A 19,241-nucleotide genomic window follows, 5' to 3' on the forward strand; every position below is an offset into this window, starting at 1 on the left:
ATTCCAGGGAATGTAAACATCTAAATAACGTAAGGAACGAGGAGGCAGACAATTCATGGGAGGAACGAATGTATGGGATGCGGAGTGGGAGGTTAACGAAGAGCAGGCGCGGACGCTGATCGGCAGACAATTCCCTCAGCTGTCATCGAAGCAAGTAAAGCGATTGGGCTGGGGCTGGGACAATACGGTTTTTCTCATCGGTGACGAGTATGTGTTCCGGTTTCCAAGAAGAAAGATTGCAGTTGGCTCTATTCGTATGGAAGGGAAGCTGCTGCCGAAGCTGGAGGCATATATGACCATCCCCTATCCGAAACCGTTGTTTTATGGCGAAGCAAGTGGCGAATACCCGGCACCATTTCTTGGCTATGCCTACGTGTCAGGAGATTTCCCAATCGGTTTGACGGAAGAACGCCGGGCTTTATCGGCAGAGACGTTGGCGAAATTTTTGCGGAAATTGCATGAGTTTCCGGTGCAGGCGGCGCTGAAGTGCGGAGTTCAGCAAGATCATCGAAACTTGACGGACATAGCATCGCGCAAAGTGAAATTGGAGGGCTTTCTATCGAAGGTGGTTGAACACTTGTCGCCGGAGGAGTCCGGTGTGATCGAAGCGTATATTAGCAGGCTGCAAAAGGACCGTGTCGAGGCGGTGAATGCACTGCTACATGGCGATCTTCATTTCAAAAATATGCTTGTAAATGAGAACGGGATCGTTTCCGGCATCATTGATTGGGGCGATCTGAGCGTAGGCCATCCGGCTTGCGATTTGAGCGTTGCTTATAGCTTTTTACCACCTTACGCTCGCGGCGTGTTTTTTGAAACGTACGGAGGAGCGGACGAGGAAACGAAGCTGCTGGCACGGCTGATCGCGGTATACATCCCCATACTGGTCTTAATGCAAGCGGTCGATGATGGGAATGAAGCGATTGCGGTAGAGGCGAAATCCAACATCATGCGGGCACTGTCGGATTAGACTCATTATTTCGTTTCGGCTGTGGGGCTAGGCTATCGGCACCATTTTGTCGTTTAAAGGCCGCGATAAGGTACGATCCGCCTTCTCTGATGCCGCTTTATGTTGAGGAACACGAAATTCAACAGAGTAAGTCCTTGCGCTAACGGGACACGATAGCAATAAACCGCCTTTTCAACGAATGCGGTTTTCTTATGGTCAAATATCAACATTAGAATTTAACATAGCCTTAGGCAAAGGAAGCGGAAAAGGAGTGATCGTCCTTGATTGAAGTGGTAACCGAGATTACAATACATGCGCCCATTGAGCGATGCTTTGACTATGCGCGGGACATTGATATTCATACCCGGACCGTCTGGGAACATACCCGTGAGCAGGCTGTAGCGGGTGTTACAACGGGCAGAATTGGTGAAGGCGATACGGTAACTTTCGAAGCGAGCCATTTCGGGATAAGACAGAAGCTGACTTCCCGGATCGCCGAGTACAATCCGCCGTATCTCTTTGTGGATCAGATGGAGAAAGGTGCTTTCAAGAGCATGAGACATGAACACAGCTTCAACAAGCTTGGAGAGCAGACCACTTCTATGAGGGACACACTGAGATTTGAAGCTCCCCTTGGTGTTCTGGGTTGGGTTGCAGAGCGGATTGTACTCAAGAGGTATATGCAGGCTTTCCTGGAGAGCCGTAATTTGAAGCTAAAGGCGTTACTAGAGAATAGATAGGGCCGATCTGTAAGGAGGAAATGATAGTTGATGGAAAACGAATATTTTGTAGGTTGGGGCACACTTGCCCTTATTAATGCCGGACTTGCTCAGGGAAAAAACAGAAGTGGCCGTAACTGGTTTCTGATTTCCCTGTTATTTGGTCCGTTAGCCACGCTGTTTATCGTGGTATGGAATAAGCTGGAATAAGTTCTTTTATTGATCCGAATTTCGATGGATATATCGATCAATGGTCCAGAACAGAAGCGCAGCGGCACTCACGCCTGCACCCAGCCAGCAAACGCCAGTCCAACCTGCCCATGCGTACACTTGAGTAGAAGCAATGGAGCCGGTAGCACTTCCTATTGAATAAAAGATCATGTAGGCGCCCGTCAAACGGCTCTGCGCCTCTGGTCGAACTTCATAGATCAGACTCTGGTTGGTGACATGTACGGCCTGCACGGCAAGGTCCAGCATAATTACCCCAGCTACAAGCAGCCATAAAGAGTGGTGAACATAGCCAATGGGCAGCCAGGATAGAAGCAATATGACCAGAGCGACGCCCGTCGTCTTTTGTCCCAATCCCCGATCAGCCAGTTTTCCAGCACGTGCAGCAGCCAGGGCACCAGCAGCTCCCGCGAGACCAAAGGCTCCAATAGCAGTATGTGACAGGGAAAGTGGCGGAGCACTAAGTGGCAACACCATGGAAGTCCATAACGTGCTAAAGGCTGTGAAAATTAACATGGCGAGAACGCCGCGTGTTCGCAGAATAGGCAACTCACGGTACAGTTGCATGACTGAAACAATTAATTGGGTGTAGCTGAGTTTCTCTCGCTTGGGTTCGTGTTTTGGGAGTACAAGAAACAGTGCGATAATCCCGAGTAATGTCAGACTGGCAGAGAAGAGATAGACTGATCTCCAGCCGATCCAATCGTTTAAGGTGCCTGCTATGGTTCGCGCCAGTAATATGCCTATGACGATTCCGCTTGTGACCAGACCGACGATACGCCCTCGTTCTGAAGGTACAGCCAGGGAGGCGGCAAAGGCAACGAGTGTTTGTGTAATCACGGCAAGCAGCCCGATGGCGGCCATTCCAATGAATAGAACCTGGCTGGATGATGAGGTACCGACAGTAACCAGGGCGATTACGGATAAAAGCATCTGGATCATGATCAGCTTGCGCCGGTTCAATAGATCACCAAGTGGGACCAGTAATAACAATCCGAGGGCGTAACAAATCTGGGTTACGGTAATAACGATTCCAATAGAGGAATGAGAGATTCTAAACTCGTCAGCAATGGAGTCGAGCAAAGGCTGGGCATAATAAATGTTGGCTACCGCCAGTCCGCTGCACAGGGCAAATAACAGCGCGACAAGTCGGGACATGCCTGGACGTCCTTCGCTGAAGGGATGTGCTTGATGAGATGGATTTTGCATGGATGATTCACCTTTCTGTATTCGAATGTGGTAAGTTAGGGGGAGCGGTAAGAACACGGTTGAATTTAAATATACCGATCAGTACATTATGATTCCGAATAAACATACTTCACGCTTTGACACGATGTCAAGAAATAAAATGGAATGGTTGATTTTTCTTTTATAAATAAAGATAGGTTTGACATGGAAATTGGATCTAGATTAAAATAGATGTATACTGATCGATACATAAAGAGGGTGAATACATGGTTAGACAACGGGAATTTGATACGGATCAGGCACTGGAAGCAGCGATGCAGATTTTTTGGGATAAGGGATTTGAGACGACGTCCCTAAGTGATTTGACAACAGCCATGGGAATTCAACGTCCCAGTCTTTATGCGGCTTTTGGTGACAAAAAGGAATTGTTTGAAACGGCACTTCGCAGATATACAACTTTGCATGCCGCGCAGGTCAGATTCAGGCTTCAACATACATGCTCTGTAAAAGAAGCCTTCCGTGCCTTATTTGAACATATTGGAGCAGAAGGGGATGTGACAGATACTCGTCACGGCTGTTTTTGCATCAATACGATGGTTGAACTGGCTCCGCATGACCCCAAATTCGCTGTTCTGACACGCGAGCACCAGATGTATCTGGTAGCGATTTTCAAGGAGACGATTGAACGGGGGCAGGAAACAGGGGAATTGTCTAATGATCTCGATGCAAGTGCGTTGTCCAAGTCTCTGGTTGTATCGATGATTGGATTGACCGTGATGATGAAATCGGAGCCGGATCGCTCATTTGTGCAGCAGAGTATTAAGGTTACGTTATCGTTGCTTGAGGAATGAGGGAAGGATTTCATTTTTAGAAAGGGTGTTCATATGGAGCGTTATTTTCATAGGATCTACCTTGTCGTTTTATACATTATAGGTGTGCTGCTGACAACATACGGCGGGATGGGGATCATCAAGTTCAGTTTGATTGTGATTGGCATACTTGCTTTTATTGCTATTGTGGGTTCGCTGACAGAGAATGATCAATCAAAATTAGATACGATTTTTCTAAAAATACGGTCCTTGCTTCAAGTGGCGATGGCCATACTGATCACGGCGCTGCTTTTCAAGGTGTTCTGAAGTGAGAGCGACAAGCGGGAATCTGTTCCTGCTCTTTTTGTGTCTGAGGACATTGGGCAGATGAGGGCTTGAGTTGATACAATACAGATAGGGTATAGATTAAATTAGGGTGTATACTATGATTTACATATTCGGGTAACATGTTCAAAGAATGTTTGATGATGCACATATATGAGGAGGAGATTCAACCATGCAGACGAAGTTGCGTTGTGCCATATTGGATGATTATCAGAATGTAGCCCTTTCTTCAGCGGATTGGACTCCTATCCTGGATCGGGTTGAGGTTCAGACGTTCAATAACTATTTGGGATCAGAAGAGAAGGTCGTTCAGGAACTGCAGGATTTTGAAATTATTGTCTTGATGCGTGAGCGTACACCATTTCCTGAATCCGTGATTACACAATTGCCCAAACTCAAGCTTCTGATTACAAGCGGCATGCGCAATGCCTCCATTGATCTCCGGGCCGCGGAAGAAAGTGGAGTAATCGTCTGTGGCACGGAAGGCAGCTCGAACCCGCCGACGGAACTGACATGGGCGCTGATACTGGGTCTGTCTAGACAGCTGGTAACTGAAAATAACGCACTGCGTTCCAATCGGAATTGGCAGAGTACAGTTGGCATGGATTTGTACGGAAAGACACTGGGACTGCTCGGTTTAGGCAAGATTGGCAACCGGATGGCAGAGATTGCACAAGCCTTTGGCATGAACGTGATCGCCTGGAGTAAGAATTTGACACAGACAAGAGCAGAGGAGCAGGGAGTCCAGTGGGCAGAGACGAAGGAACAGCTGCTGGAACAAAGCGATATTGTTTCCATTCATCTGGTGCTCAGTGATCGCACTCGTAATCTGATCGGACGAGCCGAGCTGCAACGGATGAAAAATACTGCTTTATTGATCAATACGTCCCGTGCAGGCATTGTGGATCAAGAGGCGATGGTCGAAGCTTTACAGAATGAGTGGATTGCCGGGGCCGGTCTAGACGTATATGAACAGGAACCTCTTCCTGTGAATCATATGTTGCGTACACTGCCCAATCTTCTGGCAACACCGCATCTGGGTTATGTGACTCAAGGAAACTATGCCATTTATTTTAACCATACCGTAGAGGATATTGAGATGTTTATGAAAGGAACACCGATTAGACAATTGCTTTCGAAGAAGTAATTGCTCGGAGGTGGGTTTGAGATAAAAGGGTGTGAATGAAGATAAAAAAAGGTGTTTCTCAGGACAAAATTCATTCCTGGTGAACACCTTTTTGTGTTTATCAAAGGTTTGGACAGTCCATTGAATCCGGTGTCTTCGCAATCATTCTTATGCGCGTGGTCCTTGTGAAGATGAGCGGATCATGGCAACGCTGGACTCGCGCACAATTAACCGTGGCTCAAATTGAATATGCTCGTAATCCGTGGTGCTCATCTCTCGAATCCGTTTTAACAGCAATTCCGTAGCAAGTCGGGCCACTTCTTCGCCCATAATCGAGACTGAACTGATCTGCGGAGACGTAACGGTAGTCCATTGGTTATTATCAACGCCCACAACTGCGATATCTTCAGGGACACGAACGCCTAGTTCTTTAAACCGATTTACCAGTCCGATGGCGACCATATCGTTAATCGCGTATACGGCATCTGGCATGTGAGTCAGTCCATAGAAATAATCCGCTGCATTAGCTCCTGTATTCAATGAAAAATCTTCTCCGAAGTAAACAAGCGAGATATCTACATGTCCGAGTGCTTGCTCATAAGCCCGATAACGCTCTTCAATAATGTCTTTGGGAGCACCGGCATATGCAATGCGGGTCCGTCCAATCTTAATCAGATGTTCCATCACCAATTTCCCTTCAGGCTGTGAAAGAGAAACGACATCAGCTTTCATACCAGGGTCCAGCTTTTTACCGTAATTGATCATGGAAATGGGAAGGGGAGCTTTATCAATTAAACCAGGCAATGTTTTGGGATATGCCAAAGGCATGAAAATAAGCCCGTCCACGTGCAATTTTTTGATCGTACGAATGGTTTCCAGTTCCGTTCGTGCATTACCCGCCGTATTGATTTGAACCACATGATACCCATGCTGCTTAGCCGTTTGTTCAACAGACCAAGAGATCTCGGGAATGATAGCATTGCGTATGTCGGGAACAACCAGTGCGATCTGATGTGTCTGGCGTATTTTCAAACTCTGGGCAGAGGTATTGGGGACAAATCCAAGCTCCTCAATGGCCTGCAAGACTTTATCCCGTGTTTTGTTGCTGATGCCATCGGAATTGTTAATGGCTCGGGAGACGGTAGCGATACCTACACCTGCAAGTTCTGCAACATCCTTGATCGTAATCTTCTGATCTTTACTCACGTTTAGTTAACCTCACTTCATCGGAAACGATTCCGAATTTTGAAAATATGTACGAATGGAAAGACAATCCTATACCTTGATTATAACATTTGAGCCAATAACTATCCCGTGAATACGATTGAAAGGACAGAGATGTCTGTTGGTTTTCCAAAAGAACCGAACGGATAAATAGAGATAAATCGCGCATTCTATATCCATTGAATTAAACATATACACGAGAACGGACAGAAAGCCACAGAGCAAAAAATGATCGATATATTAAAAACGCTGTTATTACACCAGGATTATCGACGTAAAATTCATAAGATAGACATATGTGTGACAAATTATGTTTGACAGCCTATTTAAAATGTGACATATTTAACTTACGGAAACGTTTCCGATTATATCAAAACTTATGATCTGGGAGATGAAACAAATGAAAGCATTGCGTTGGCATGGAGTAAAAGATTTGCGTCTCGAAAATATTGATGAACCCCGCCCTGAACAGGGAAAGGTTAAAATAAAAGTGGAGTGGTGTGGTATCTGTGGCAGTGACTTGCACGAGTACACTGCTGGCCCGATCTTCATTCCGGCTCAAGCACCGCATCCGCTAACAGGGGAACAAGCACCTGTTGTGATGGGGCATGAATTTTCAGGACAAGTTGTTGAAGTAGGAGAAGGCGTGACACGTTATAAGGCAGGTGACCGCGTTGTGGTGGAACCGATCTATGCATGTGGTCATTGTGAAGCCTGTAAACAAGGGAAATATAATTTGTGCGATCAGATGGGTTTCTTGGGTCTGGCTGGGGGAGGCGGAGGTTTCTCGGAGTATGTAACGGCTGAGGAATATATGGTTCATGCCATTCCTGATTCCATCTCGTACGAGCAAGGAGCGTTGGTGGAGCCTTCCGCAGTAGCTCTTCATGCTGTTCGTCAAAGCAAACTGAAAGTTGGCGACACTGCGGCTGTTTTTGGTGCAGGTCCAATCGGGTTGCTGGTTATTGAAGCGTTGAAAGCTTCTGGTGCATCGGATATTTATGTTGTGGAATTATCCGAAGAACGTAAAGCCAAAGCGGAAGAACTTGGCGCTATTGTTATTGATCCTACACAATACAAAGTAGTGGAAGAAATTCATGCACGCACCCAAGGTGGCGTAAATGTAGCTTATGAAGTAACCGGTGTTCCACGGGTGCTGCAACAAGCGATTGATTCAACACGTATTGGCGGTGAATTGATGATCGTCAGCATTTTTGAACAGGAAGCACCGATCCTGCCAAACTCCATTGTCATGAAGGAGCGTACGGTCAATGGCATTATCGGTTACCGTGACGTATTCCCGGCTGTGATTAGCTTGATGGCTAAAGGTTTCTTCCCGGCAGACAAGCTGGTAACCAAACGAATCAGCCTGGACGAAGTGGTAGAGCATGGATTTGAAGCACTGCTGAAAGAGAAAAACCAGGTTAAAATTCTGGTGAAAGCAGAGTAACTTTACCGAGCGAATCACAAGCCAAGTAATAGAGTGGAAGTCAGCGGATGGAAACAGGCACCCAGTTGGAGCTCAATTGGAACTGATCCGCAATCGGTAGGCAACCACCAATGAATTATGAAAAATAGACAACGCATCTTCGGATGCGATTGTCTATTTTTTTTGCACTAAACGGGCGGAATTTGTTGCAAGTAGGTTTCGTTTTACATAATATGAAAAGATACAATTTGTATCATTTTGATATAAAGGTGTTATTTCATAAAAATGAAGGAGGAAGCGGACATGCAGAGCAATACAAAATGGGCAGCCGTGATTTTGACGATTGTTGCAGGCATGGGCTGGCTGCTTATGGGTAATTCGAAACCCAAAAACAATGTTTCAACCAATCATCAGCCAACTGCCGAACGGGCACTTGCCAAGGTGTCCAGTGCGCCTATCACATCCGCTGATGTGACGTCCAAGATTGAGTTGCTTGGAAAACCTTTTAAGAAAGCACCGTATGCCAATAATGTTTGGGACTTGCAGCTGTACAGAGGGAAAATATATATGGGTCATGGGAACAGCAGTAATTTAGGTGTTTCACCTAATGCGGGTCCTATTCCAGTCATTTATTACGATACAGCCAATCCCAGATTTATAACGCAGTCCGTCACCAATAGCAATCCGAGCATCGTTCCTTCGACCAAATTATTCGTAGATGAGGAACAGATTGATATTTATAAAGTGCTGAACGACAAATTGTATATTCCCGGAAATGATTCGGATGGTGAACAGTGGGATATGGGAAACTTCTACCGGTTAGATGGAGATGTATGGACAAAGTATCGCAATCTGCCGCTAGGTGTACACGTATACGATTTGGCGTCCTATCAGGGCAAACTGTTTGCAGCGCTGGGTACCGAGCAGAAACCGACCGTATTAATCTCTCATGATCAAGGCGAAAGTTGGCAAAAATTCGCCACCATCAATACGTTTGGCTTCAGGGCATATACGTTATTTGAGATCAAGGGCAAATTATATGCATCAGGCATGATGTATCCTGCCAATAAAATTTGGGGCGATAAAACCAATGTATTAGAGATTAATGAGAAGCTTGAAAAGAAAGACGTGGTCATTTATGGTAGCAAAATGCTCCCAGGATTATCCTATCAAACGGGCACAGTTCCGTATAATAAAATAGGGAAAAATATTAATTTTAACAATAAGCTGCTTTATATTGCCGGAGGGGTATTCAATGATGGGCAACTGTTACCCAAATCCTTGAATGTGATGACCGACATTAATCAGGCAACACGCGTCATTTTGCCAGATACTCAAGCGCTTCCTACGGATATACTGCTTCGGGAAGGGAAAGTCTATGTGCTTACCTACACTCGCAAAAGTGCAAATCTCTATATAAACCGGGTATATCAATCCACAGATTTGAACACATGGAATGAAATTCTCCGTTTTAACCAGGACACGTACGCCAAGTCTTTTGAAGAACACGAAGGTGATTTCTACTTTGGACTGGGCACAGACCCCGATGTTCTATCAACTTCATCAGGAAAACTGCTGAGAGTTAATCGTAATGACATCCCTGTTAATTCTAATTAAACGAAAGGAAGATTATGGATTATATACTATGCTTCATCCACATTTTTGGTTACAGAGAGAGCCGTTTAGGTTAATTGTACAGAGCAGGACGAGATCGTAGAACTTCTTAGATGAAGCTACATCGAGCTTGCTCTATTTTTGTGTTCAAGAGAGTAGTAATCCTTTTAAATCGAAAATTTGAAAATAAAAATCAGAAACTATAAAATAGAAAGGTGATATATCTTAACCAACTCACGGATTAACATCTGTGGTAGTTATACAATAGCATGTGCAAGAAAGTGTACATCTTTTCTTCCAATCTAATCGTAAAGGAGCAATACACAATGAATGTACCGTCAGCTTTGTTTAAACCATTTACCTCGGACAAGCTTACCCTGTCCAACCGGATCGTCATGGCACCCATGACTCGTGGATTTTCACCCGAAGGAGTACCCGGACCAGAGGTCGTGGAATATTATCGTCGCAGAGCAGCCGGAGGTGTAGGGCTGATTGTTACGGAAGGAACGGGTATTAACCACCCTTCATCCATTAGTGGCGCGAGCATTCCGCTGTTCCATGGCGAAGAATCATTGCAGGGTTGGGCGAATGTAGTCAAAGCAGTCCATGAGGCAGGTGGCAAAATCATGCCACAATTGTGGCATGTGGGTACAGCCCGCCGTTCAGGGGACCTGCCTAATGCAGAAGCTGAGCCGGTAGGCCCATCGGGAATAAGCATGGCAGGTGAACCTGAGAGAGAACCATTGTCAGAGGACGAGATCAAGGGTCTTATCCAGGCGTTTGCCCAAGCAGCAGCAGATGCGCAGCGCATCGGTTTTGATGGTATTGAGCTTCACGGGGCTCATGGCTACCTGATTGATCAATTCTTCTGGGAGCAGACCAATCGTCGTACGGATAAATATGGAGGCGATCTGGCACAGCGCACGCGTTTTGCTGTTGAGGTTATTGAAGCATGTCGCGCTGCAGTAGGTCCTGACTTCCCGATCGTACTTCGTTTCTCCCAATGGAAAATGGGGAACTACGACGCACGGCTGGTGGAAACACCAGAACAACTGGAGCAATTCCTTGCACCCCTCACGGCTGCAGGTGTAGATATTTTCCACTGCTCTACCCGTCGATTCTGGCTGCCGGAATTTGATGGCTCAGAGCTGAATCTTGCAGGCTGGACACAGAAAATAAGTGGCAAGCCGGCGATCTCCGTTGGATCGGTAGGTCTCGAAGCGGAATTCGTGGACAGAGCGAACGAAAACCAGGGAACAGGTGACGCTCATCTGGATCAGTTGAACGAGAAAATGGAAAATAATGAATTTGACTTGATCGCGTTGGGACGTGTACTGCTGAGTGATCCGGAATGGCCAAACAAAGTTCGCGAAGGGCGCCTGTCCGAAATTGTTCCTTTTACAGCAGAAGCATTGAAAACACTCTAAACTGAAAACAAACCTGATGCCGCCGAAAGGCGGCTTTTTCACCTCCCTATAATAATAATTTCAACATATGAAAAATTCACAATAGAAAACCCTTTTTCGCACCGCTGACACCTTTTCTCATCCCCTCCAATCACACACGCCCTAAGGAACAACACCATGAAGTACCACACTTTAAGCCCAAAAAGGGAAATTTTTTTGCGTTTTTAGGCTGCATCATAAGAATATATACTGGAGCCGTCTAATTTTGAAAATGAACCACCTTATGATAAGGTTATGCCTGAACCGCATTCAGCCTGAATGACAACAACGTTTAAGGAGGATGACCATCCTTGCATATCCATAGTCGCAAGTTAAAAAACAAACACATAAACACGCTTCAAATGTTGTGCCTGCTATTCGGAATAATGCTGCTCTTATCCGCATGTGGGCAGTCACAGAAGCCTTCCTCGTCAGAGCAAAATAACAATAATGCCGGAACGGAGACCAATGCGAATTCAAACACAGGTGCAAACAATCAGAATGATCAGGATGATCAACAGAATACAGTGCCTCCACAGGAAGAGAAGGATCCGGTAGAAGAGCAGCTCGACCAATTGTCTTTGGATGAGAAGATCGGACAAATGATTCTGGCGGGTGTTCAGGGAACCACTTTGGATGCTCAAGCGAAACAGATGATCACGGATCAGAAGGTGGGAGGGATTATTTTCTATGCAAATAATGTCTCGACCGTGCCAGGAACAGCAAAGTTCGTACAATCCATTAAGGATGCCAATCGTTCCAATCCGGTTCCTATCTTCATGAGTGTGGATCAGGAGGGTGGCAAAGTTAGTCGAATGCCAGAAACGGTAGAGTCTATACCTTCCAATGGGAAAGTGGGCAAGACGAAGGATGCTGAATTGGCTCAAACGATGGGCAAATTGTTAGCAAGACAAATTCAGCTGTTAGGTTTTAACGTCGATTTTGCTCCAGTACTGGATGTAAACAGTAATCCGAATAACCCGGTAATTGGGGATCGTTCATTTGGGAGTTCAGCCAGTCTGGTCTCCCAAATGGGTATAGCCGAGATGAAGGGATTGCGCAACGAAGGGATTATTCCGGTGGTGAAGCATTTTCCCGGTCATGGAGACACGTCAGTGGACTCCCACTTGGATCTGCCTGTCGTGAACAAAACAGAAAAGCAACTTGCCCAGCTGGAGTGGATTCCGTTTGAGGCAGCGGTGAAGGAACAGGTGGAAGCGGTTATGGTAGCCCATATTTTGTTTCCAAAGCTTGATCCCGACCATCCCGCCTCTTTGTCGAACGTCATTATTGGTCAGCAGTTGCGTGGCAAATTCAAGTATGACGGTGTGGTCATCACAGATGATCTGAGCATGGGCGCGATCGCGAAAAATTATAAGCTGAACGATGCCGCCTTGGCGACGGTTCAGGCAGGGAGCGATATTCTGCTGGTAGCTCACAGTTATGAAAGTGCCAAGACTATTTTTGATACACTGAAAAGTGCCGTGAAGTCAGGGAAGATTTCAGAATCTCGAATTAATGAAAGTGTATATCGAATTCTGGCTTTGAAACAGAAGTATAACTTGTCCGATGAGCAGCAGCCGTCTGGCGATTTGAAGCAGCTGAACGCTGACATTGTGGATTGGCGCAAGCAGGTCGATGCCCGATAGTACCAACCTGTGTTATGATTTTGGAAAGAGAATTGCATATTCCATTACGACAGGTTAGAGGTGAGACCTTTTTATGTATACGATAATGATTATTGAAGATGATCCGAAGATTGCGGGTCTTCTTCAATCCCATATCGAGCGATATGGTGACAGGGCCGTTGCGGTTGAGGATTTTGAGCAAGTCGTTCAGCAGTTTGAACAAGTTAAGCCGCATGTCGTGCTGCTGGATATCAACTTGCCGAGTTACGATGGGTTCTATTGGTGTCGCCAAATTCGTTCCATTTCCACATGTCCGATTATTTTCATCTCGGCCCGAAGTGGCAAGATGGATCAGGTCATGGCGCTTGAGAACGGTGCGGACGATTATATTACGAAGCCGTTTGAGCATGAGATTGTCATGGCCAAAATTCGAAGTCAGCTGCGCCGGGTGTATGGCGATTACGCTACGCGTCATGAAGAGCGCAAGGTGGAACTGGATGGACTAACTGTTTATCTGGAAAGATTGGAGATGGAGCTCGGTGACCGCAAGATACAACTGACCAAGAAAGAAACCATTTTGCTGGAGACGTTGCTGCGTCGCAGTCCCAAACTGGTTAGTCGTGAAACCATCTTGGAAAAGCTGTGGGACGATTCGTTTGTGGATGATAATACACTTAGCGTGAATGTGACCCGCGTTCGTAAACGATTGACTGAGCTGGGAATTACAGATGCGCTGGAGACGGTAAGAGGTTCAGGTTATCGACTCAACAGTAATTGGAAGGCATCGTCGCCTTCATGAAGTTGTTTATCAAAGAACATATTGTACTGACTTGTTGGGTAATCGTTGTGCTGCTCACCGTGGTTGCGGTCTTCTGGTACGACGGCTATGACCACTGGTTAACGGCCACGTATGCGGTATCTCTGGGGTTAGTCCTATACGCAGCCTATCTCATTTATCGGTATCTGTCCCATCGCATGTTTTATTCCCGGATGTCCCATCGAATGAATGATCTAAAAGAATTTGTTCCATTGAATGAGCCTGCTCCCTTGCCACAGGCATTGTCAGAACTGCTGGACTCACAGTACGGTCATTATTATGCACATCTGCATCGTCTGGAACAGCGTCAACAGGAATATCTGACTTTTATGAATCAATGGGTTCATCAGATGAAGACACCTTTGTCCGTCATTGAACTGACGGTTGAGGATCAGGAGGATGAGGACCCCCGTTTCATCAGCATTCGAGAGGAAGCAGACCAGATGAGACGAGGACTGGAAACGGTGTTGTACATGGCGCGGCTGGAGACATTTGAACAGGATTTCAGTGTGGAGCCCGTATCCCTCAAGACGGCCGGAGAAGAAGCCATCCATGAACTGAAACGATTCTTCATTCGCAATCACGTATATCCCGAGATGAAAATTGATTCTGCGTTAGTGGTTCAGTCGGATGCAAAGTGGGTTCGGTTTGTCCTCGTACAGCTGTTATCCAATGCCATCAAGTACTCTTCCGGGGGGAACGGGCAAAAGGTAACCATCCAGGCTTATGAAGCCACACGGTCCATCATTCTTGAAGTGAAGGATCAAGGAGTGGGTATTCCCAAGTCGGATCTCAACCGAGTGTACCAGCCTTTTTTCACCGGAGAGAATGGGCGACATTTTAAAGAATCCACGGGGATGGGACTGTATATTGTTAAAGATGTCCTGACACGAATGAACCATCGGATTGATCTTACATCCATTCAGGGAGAAGGGACAACGGTAACCATTACATTTGAAATTTAAATATAAAGCGCATAATGTGGAACGAATTGAGAAGACGTCTGGTGCCCTGACAGGGATCGGCGTCTTTCTCATTTTCTACATAGAAGAAACACGCCAAAGGGCGACGAGACATATAACCTTACAATAATGTCATGAAGATGAAAGGTTAATCCATAGGAGAATGGTCGAAACTTCGATAGACTGAAGTCAGAAAGTAGAGAACGACCTCGAATTGCGATGAAGTTCAGTTCAACTTTGTTTAATTCAAATCCGAAATCTAAAAGGAGCCATTAACCTATGGAAATATGTTCAGTGAAACAGATTAGCAAAATTTATAAAGGGATCGTGTCATACGAAGCCTTGTCAGGAATTGATCTCAGTATTCAGGAGGGGGAATTCGTTGGCATCATGGGTCCATCAGGCAGCGGCAAAACAACGTTGCTGAACATGATTTCAACCATTGACCACCCTACTTCAGGGGAACTGAAGATTGCAGGTAAGAACCCGTTTGAACTGAATCACGATGAACTGGCTCTGTTCAGACGCCGAGAGCTGGGGTTCGTATTTCAGTCGTTTAACCTACTCAACACACTCACGGTAAAAGAAAATATTGTCCTGCCCCTTACGCTGGACGGAGTACCGGTTGAGGAGATGAATGAACGTGTTGATCGACTCGCAGAGAAGCTCGGCATCGCATCTCTTCTGAACAAACGCACGTATGAAATTTCCGGAGGTCAAGCCCAGCGGACAGCAATCGCACGAGCCCTGATTCATTCTCCCAAGCTGGTGCTGGCCGATGAGCCTACAGGAAATCTCGATTCGAAGGCAGCGCGTGATGTAATGGAGATGCTGGAACGTCGCAACCAGGAAGATCGAGCCACCATGCTGCTGGTCACGCATGACGCTGTTGCGGCAAGTTATTGCAGCCGGGTTGTATTTATTAAGGATGGACGACTGTACAACGAGATTCATTACGGAGATAACCGATCGACGTTCTATCAACGAATTATCAACGTATTATCCCTGATGGGAGGCTCCGGACATGAATTTTCGCCAGTTCGCCATTAATAATGTTGTTCGGAACAAACGAATTTACCTGGCCCATTTTCTGAGCAGTACGTTTTCCGTCATGATCTTTTTTACGTATGCACTTCTTTTGTTTCACCCGGATCTGAAGGATGGACTGAAGGGTTCAAGTGGGACAGTGACCATGCTTGCGAATCAGGGGTTTTTGATTGCTGAGATCATTATTTTCATCTTTTCGTTTCTGTTTCTGCTCTATTCCGTAGGTTCATTTCTCAAGACGCGTAAAAAAGAATTCGGCATATTTCAAATCATTGGCATGACACGTAAACAGATGAACCGACTGTTATTTATGGAAAACTTGTGCATTGGACTCGCCGCCATTGTGGCAGGCGTTGGATTAGGAATGATCTTTGCCAAGCTGATCCTGTTGATCTGCGGTTCGATGCTGGCGGTGGAAGAAAGTCTCCGATTCTATTTTCCATTAAAAGCAATCGCACTTACTGTCGGAGCATTTCTGCTGCTGTTTGTTGTGATTGCGCTGAGCTCATCGCTGCTGATGCGAAAAGGGTCATTGATTGATCTTGTAAAATCAGAGGAAAAACCAAAACCCGAGCCAAAGGCTTCTCGTCTTTTAGCACTTCTCTCCGTCATACTCATTGGGGGTGGATATGTGGGTGTATTTGCCTTTGTATGGATCACATACTCTTTCCCTTTGCTGCTTGGTAGTGTTGTTTTGGTTATTGCAGGCACGTATTTGTTATTCACCCAACTTAGTGTGTATGCCATTCGGGCGCTCAAAGGCAATAAGCGTTTGTTTTTCCGCAAAACGAATTTGCTATTTCTGTCCGAACTTACCTATCGAATGAAAGATAATGCGGTCATGTTTTTTATGGTGAGTGTGATCTCGGCTTCCGCCTTTACAGGCATTGGTACGATGCTGGCGATCGCTGATCCGGGATTGTCATCGATGTCAAATCCATATGCGTTTACCTACCAAAATTCATGGGATACACCTGGCGCAGAACGGCACATCAGGAAGATCGAAGAGACTTTAATTGATAATGAAGTTCCGTATCAGAAAGGAAGTTATATTCCGCTATTTGATGACGAGGGCAACTATATTATCAAACTCAGTGAATATAATCATCTTGCCAAGGCACTTGGTTACAAAGAGCGAACTTTGGAGAATGTCAACGATGCCTTTATGACTCCGGGCAATCTTACGAGTCGCAAGACATTACGAGCAGAAGCCGGGCAGGGTTCATCTCAGAAAAATATCAGTATGTGGGAAGTTCAGGAAAAGGTCAGATTAACAACACCTGCAACCGATATCGTCATCCCTGTTGAATTCAAAAGGGAAGTTTATGTGGTATCCAATGAGCTGTACGACAAGATGAATAAGGAATTTAATATTCAAATCGAGGCTGATGAAAATTATTATCCCGATAAAAAAACTCAATTTGTTGTGACAGATTGGATGGGAACGCGGAAGTTTGCTCCTGATCTGATTGAATCCATTCAAAATGACTCAGATGGTCAGGGATACTTCGAGATCAGCGCTCTCGTGCTGGATTGGCTTAATTCCAAACAAACTAATGGTATTATCCTAATTCTAAGTGGATTGATTGGCATTGTCTTTTTCACCTTTGCTGCAAGTTTTACCTACTTCCGGTTATATGCTGATCTGGAACGGGATGAAGAGCAGTACCGCATGATTGGTAAGATGGGACTGAGTCGCCCGGAGCTTCGCAACATCGTAACCAGACAACTGGTATTGATGTTTTTCCTGCCAATAGCCTTGGCCATTATCCACAGCTCTGTTGCATTTGTTGCATTACAGCAGTTGGTTGATTTCTCTGTTATGGGTTATACTTTGCGCATTTTCCTCGTATTTGCATCCATGCAGATTCTGTTCTTCCTTCTGGTACGCTGGCGCTATCTGCGTCATATGTATGCCAAATTGATCTAATATAAATCTAATAGAACAGACACCGGACCTTAGGTTTGGTGTCTGTTGACTTTTTCCTCCAAAGCAAAGTACTATTTCAATAGATACAATATGTATCATTTTAGTTAACTTGAGTCTCGAAATGATTAAAACATTATCACCATTGAGTTTCCTAGCCTTTCTAACTGAGAAGGAGGATTACATTGAGCATAACAATGTCCCGTGGACAAGCTTATCTGCAACGGTTGAACGATGAACGGAATGTATGGCTGGATGGAGAACGTATTCGCGTAACAGAGCATTCTGCCTTCCGGGGAACCTTACAAACGATTGAAAGTCTGTTCAATCTGGTGGATGATGCGGACACGAGAGAAACAGTGGCTTATTGGGATGAGCAGACGAACGGATATGTACACCAGGCTTTTCGAGTACCCTGCAATGCTCAGGAGATCAGCAGCAGGGCGGCAGCCTTTCGATTGTGGTCTGATCGTACCTACGGGGTAATGAGCCGTCTCTCGGATTACGCGCGATCTCGCCTGACTGGATGGTACGCCACACGGGATGCGATGGCTGCATATGACCCGGCATATGGAGGTAAAATCGCTACCTATTATGATGAGGCAAAACGGAAGGATGCCTTCCTGACCATTGTCCAGCGTGACCCGCAGATTAATCGTGCTCTGCCTGTAGGGGAAGATGAAGATGCGATGCTTCGAATCATTCGTACCAATACAGAAGGCGTCGTCCTCCGTGGGGCGAAGATGGTGGCGACTGCTGCTCCATATGCGGACGATATCATTGCATATCCGATTCAGCGCATTCCTGGACATCGCCCGGAATTGGCGCATATGGTTATTGTGGCAGCAGGAAGTCCAGGATTACATATGGTATGTAGAGAATCTTTTGCAACATTAGATTCAGATACTGCTCATCCGCTCAGTAGTCAGTATGATGAGATGGATGCTGTATTATTTTTTGACGATGTATTTGTACCTTGGGAGCGTGTACTGCTGCACAACAATCCGGAAGCGGTATGGCAGATTCGCTGCAACGTGGCATCCTCCAGTCTGGCTTATCATCAGAGCATTATTCGGCTGCATTCGAAGCTGGAATTCATTACAGCCATCACGTCTTCCATCGCCAAGGAGATTGGAGTGGATGCCTTCCTGAATGTACAGGAACAGCTTGGGGAGATGATCAGCCAGATGCATACGATTGAAGGACTCATCATCGCATCTGAGGCACAAGCTGCCCCGGATGTTCATGGGAACTGGCTACCATCATTCAAATATATCGAAACAGCCCGTAATCTGGGGAACCATTATTACCCGCGCGCTGTTGAGATTTTGAAGACTATAGCCGCAGGTGGCCTTATTCAGATCCCTTCCGGGAAGCTGGAGCTGGAAGGAAGTATCAGCCCTATGATGAACAAGTATCTTGGAGGCGTAACGATGCAGGCACCAGAGAAGATTCGGTTATTCCAGCTCGCCTGGGAGCTGACAGGAAGTCCGCTGGGAGCCAGACATGATCTGTATGAACGTTTCTATGCCGGTGACCCGGTACGCAATCGGGCGAGTCAGTATGTGCAATATGATAAGGACCGATTATATGCCCGGGTTGAACCCTGGTTACGTAGCAAGTGATGAATGGTACTGAAACTTTACTTATTTTAGCTTTATATTTGAAGCTCTGGCCTGATGCCTGGGCTTTTTATTTAGGTTATCTTTAGAAATGGTTTAGATTGATTTAAGAGACGTAGTATATAGTAGTAACGTATAGACATATGAACAATAACAAATGGA

General features: G+C 45.8%; 17 protein-coding genes. 15 read left to right on the plus strand and 2 right to left on the minus strand.

Annotation, left to right across the window (positions count from 1 at the left end; genetic code table 11):
- Positions 1–55 precede the first annotated feature (55 nt).
- From BLS14_RS03285 to BLS14_RS32445, 3 genes are all read left to right on the plus strand, one after another.
- Positions 56–970, plus strand: a complete 915-nt coding sequence (locus BLS14_RS03285) for a phosphotransferase (RefSeq protein WP_072732593.1) — start codon at positions 56–58, stop codon at positions 968–970.
- A gap of 269 nt (positions 971–1,239) precedes the next feature.
- A complete protein-coding gene (locus BLS14_RS03290; protein ID WP_371121415.1) occupies positions 1,240–1,689 on the plus strand; it encodes an SRPBCC family protein in 450 nt (149 codons plus the stop codon).
- A 27-nt stretch (positions 1,690–1,716) separates the two neighbouring features.
- Entirely contained in the window at positions 1,717–1,878 is a 162-nt protein-coding gene (locus BLS14_RS32445; protein WP_176854261.1) for a hypothetical protein, read from the plus strand.
- 6 nt (positions 1,879–1,884) lie between these two features.
- On the opposite strand, the gene BLS14_RS03295 is transcribed toward BLS14_RS32445, so the two are convergent.
- Positions 1,885–3,105: an MFS transporter gene (locus BLS14_RS03295; protein ID WP_063563445.1), complete on the minus strand. Its 1,221-nt coding sequence runs from the start codon at positions 3,103–3,105 to the stop codon at positions 1,885–1,887.
- A 245-nt stretch (positions 3,106–3,350) separates the two neighbouring features.
- Between BLS14_RS03295 and BLS14_RS03300 the strand changes: the two genes are divergently transcribed.
- The 3 genes from BLS14_RS03300 to BLS14_RS03310 all read left to right on the plus strand — a co-directional run bounded on the left by BLS14_RS03300 (position 3,351) and on the right by BLS14_RS03310 (position 5,385).
- Positions 3,351–3,935 carry a TetR/AcrR family transcriptional regulator gene (locus BLS14_RS03300; protein ID WP_090949510.1) on the plus strand — a complete coding sequence of 195 codons (585 nt, stop codon included), beginning with the start codon at positions 3,351–3,353 and terminating at the stop codon, positions 3,933–3,935.
- A gap of 33 nt (positions 3,936–3,968) precedes the next feature.
- Positions 3,969–4,220 carry a hypothetical protein gene (locus BLS14_RS03305; RefSeq protein WP_090949513.1) on the plus strand — a complete coding sequence of 84 codons (252 nt, stop codon included), beginning with the start codon at positions 3,969–3,971 and terminating at the stop codon, positions 4,218–4,220.
- 190 nt (positions 4,221–4,410) lie between these two features.
- Positions 4,411–5,385, plus strand: a complete 975-nt coding sequence (locus tag BLS14_RS03310; RefSeq protein ID WP_090949515.1) for a D-2-hydroxyacid dehydrogenase family protein — start codon at positions 4,411–4,413, stop codon at positions 5,383–5,385.
- Positions 5,386–5,532: 147 nt separating this feature from the next.
- Here the strand turns inward: BLS14_RS03310 and BLS14_RS03315 are convergent, their stop codons facing one another.
- Positions 5,533–6,570 carry a LacI family DNA-binding transcriptional regulator gene (locus BLS14_RS03315; RefSeq protein WP_063563449.1) on the minus strand — a complete coding sequence of 346 codons (1,038 nt, stop codon included), beginning with the start codon at positions 6,568–6,570 and terminating at the stop codon, positions 5,533–5,535.
- 418 nt (positions 6,571–6,988) lie between these two features.
- Here BLS14_RS03315 and BLS14_RS03320 point away from each other — a divergent pair, with 418 nt between their 5' ends.
- The 9 genes from BLS14_RS03320 to BLS14_RS03360 all read left to right on the plus strand — a co-directional run bounded on the left by BLS14_RS03320 (position 6,989) and on the right by BLS14_RS03360 (position 19,082).
- Positions 6,989–8,038 (plus strand): 2,3-butanediol dehydrogenase, encoded by a 1,050-nt coding sequence (locus BLS14_RS03320; RefSeq protein WP_063563450.1) that lies wholly within the window; start codon positions 6,989–6,991, stop codon positions 8,036–8,038.
- A gap of 282 nt (positions 8,039–8,320) precedes the next feature.
- Positions 8,321–9,634: a hypothetical protein gene (locus BLS14_RS03325; protein ID WP_090949517.1), complete on the plus strand. Its 1,314-nt coding sequence runs from the start codon at positions 8,321–8,323 to the stop codon at positions 9,632–9,634.
- A 323-nt stretch (positions 9,635–9,957) separates the two neighbouring features.
- Positions 9,958–11,058 carry an NADH:flavin oxidoreductase gene (locus tag BLS14_RS03330; RefSeq protein ID WP_090949519.1) on the plus strand — a complete coding sequence of 367 codons (1,101 nt, stop codon included), beginning with the start codon at positions 9,958–9,960 and terminating at the stop codon, positions 11,056–11,058.
- A gap of 329 nt (positions 11,059–11,387) precedes the next feature.
- The gene (gene nagZ / locus BLS14_RS03335) at positions 11,388–12,725 is read left to right on the plus strand and encodes a beta-N-acetylhexosaminidase (protein WP_256336134.1); all 1,338 of its coding nucleotides are present in this window, start codon (positions 11,388–11,390) and stop codon (positions 12,723–12,725) included.
- Between the two features lie 73 nt (positions 12,726–12,798).
- Positions 12,799–13,503 carry a response regulator transcription factor gene (locus BLS14_RS03340; protein ID WP_072732600.1) on the plus strand — a complete coding sequence of 235 codons (705 nt, stop codon included), beginning with the start codon at positions 12,799–12,801 and terminating at the stop codon, positions 13,501–13,503.
- Positions 13,500–14,486, plus strand: coding sequence for a sensor histidine kinase (locus BLS14_RS03345; RefSeq protein ID WP_090949522.1), 987 nt, complete (start codon positions 13,500–13,502; stop codon positions 14,484–14,486). The genes BLS14_RS03340 and BLS14_RS03345 overlap by 4 nt, the downstream gene beginning before the upstream one ends.
- A 276-nt stretch (positions 14,487–14,762) precedes the next feature.
- Positions 14,763–15,533, plus strand: coding sequence for an ABC transporter ATP-binding protein (locus BLS14_RS03350; RefSeq protein WP_072732602.1), 771 nt, complete (start codon positions 14,763–14,765; stop codon positions 15,531–15,533).
- A complete protein-coding gene (locus BLS14_RS03355) occupies positions 15,508–17,460 on the plus strand; it encodes an ABC transporter permease (RefSeq protein ID WP_090949524.1) in 1,953 nt (650 codons plus the stop codon). The genes BLS14_RS03350 and BLS14_RS03355 overlap by 26 nt, the downstream gene beginning before the upstream one ends.
- A gap of 194 nt (positions 17,461–17,654) precedes the next feature.
- Positions 17,655–19,082: a 4-hydroxyphenylacetate 3-hydroxylase family protein gene (locus BLS14_RS03360; protein WP_090949527.1), complete on the plus strand. Its 1,428-nt coding sequence runs from the start codon at positions 17,655–17,657 to the stop codon at positions 19,080–19,082.
- Positions 19,083–19,241: the final 159 nt, after the last annotated feature.

The organism is Paenibacillus sp. OK060 (assembly GCF_900101205.1).
In the GTDB taxonomy this organism is placed as follows: domain Bacteria; phylum Bacillota; class Bacilli; order Paenibacillales; family Paenibacillaceae; genus Paenibacillus; species Paenibacillus marchantiae.

Excerpts from the sequence above, each read along its gene's own strand:
- BLS14_RS03285 (WP_072732593.1), top strand. The coding sequence starts at position 56 with ATGGGAGGAACGAATGTATGGGATGCGGAGTGGGAGGTTAACGAAGAG.
- BLS14_RS03295 (WP_063563445.1), bottom strand. The coding sequence starts at position 3,105 with ATGCAAAATCCATCTCATCAAGCACATCCCTTCAGCGAAGGACGTCCA.
- BLS14_RS03300 (WP_090949510.1), top strand. The coding sequence starts at position 3,351 with ATGGTTAGACAACGGGAATTTGATACGGATCAGGCACTGGAAGCAGCG.
- BLS14_RS03305 (WP_090949513.1), top strand. The coding sequence starts at position 3,969 with ATGGAGCGTTATTTTCATAGGATCTACCTTGTCGTTTTATACATTATA.
- BLS14_RS03310 (WP_090949515.1), top strand. The coding sequence starts at position 4,411 with ATGCAGACGAAGTTGCGTTGTGCCATATTGGATGATTATCAGAATGTA.
- BLS14_RS03320 (WP_063563450.1), top strand. The coding sequence starts at position 6,989 with ATGAAAGCATTGCGTTGGCATGGAGTAAAAGATTTGCGTCTCGAAAAT.
- BLS14_RS03325 (WP_090949517.1), top strand. The coding sequence starts at position 8,321 with ATGCAGAGCAATACAAAATGGGCAGCCGTGATTTTGACGATTGTTGCA.
- BLS14_RS03330 (WP_090949519.1), top strand. The coding sequence starts at position 9,958 with ATGAATGTACCGTCAGCTTTGTTTAAACCATTTACCTCGGACAAGCTT.
- BLS14_RS03340 (WP_072732600.1), top strand. The coding sequence starts at position 12,799 with ATGTATACGATAATGATTATTGAAGATGATCCGAAGATTGCGGGTCTT.
- BLS14_RS03345 (WP_090949522.1), top strand. The coding sequence starts at position 13,500 with ATGAAGTTGTTTATCAAAGAACATATTGTACTGACTTGTTGGGTAATC.
- BLS14_RS03350 (WP_072732602.1), top strand. The coding sequence starts at position 14,763 with ATGGAAATATGTTCAGTGAAACAGATTAGCAAAATTTATAAAGGGATC.
- BLS14_RS03355 (WP_090949524.1), top strand. The coding sequence starts at position 15,508 with ATGAATTTTCGCCAGTTCGCCATTAATAATGTTGTTCGGAACAAACGA.
- BLS14_RS03360 (WP_090949527.1), top strand. The coding sequence starts at position 17,655 with ATGTCCCGTGGACAAGCTTATCTGCAACGGTTGAACGATGAACGGAAT.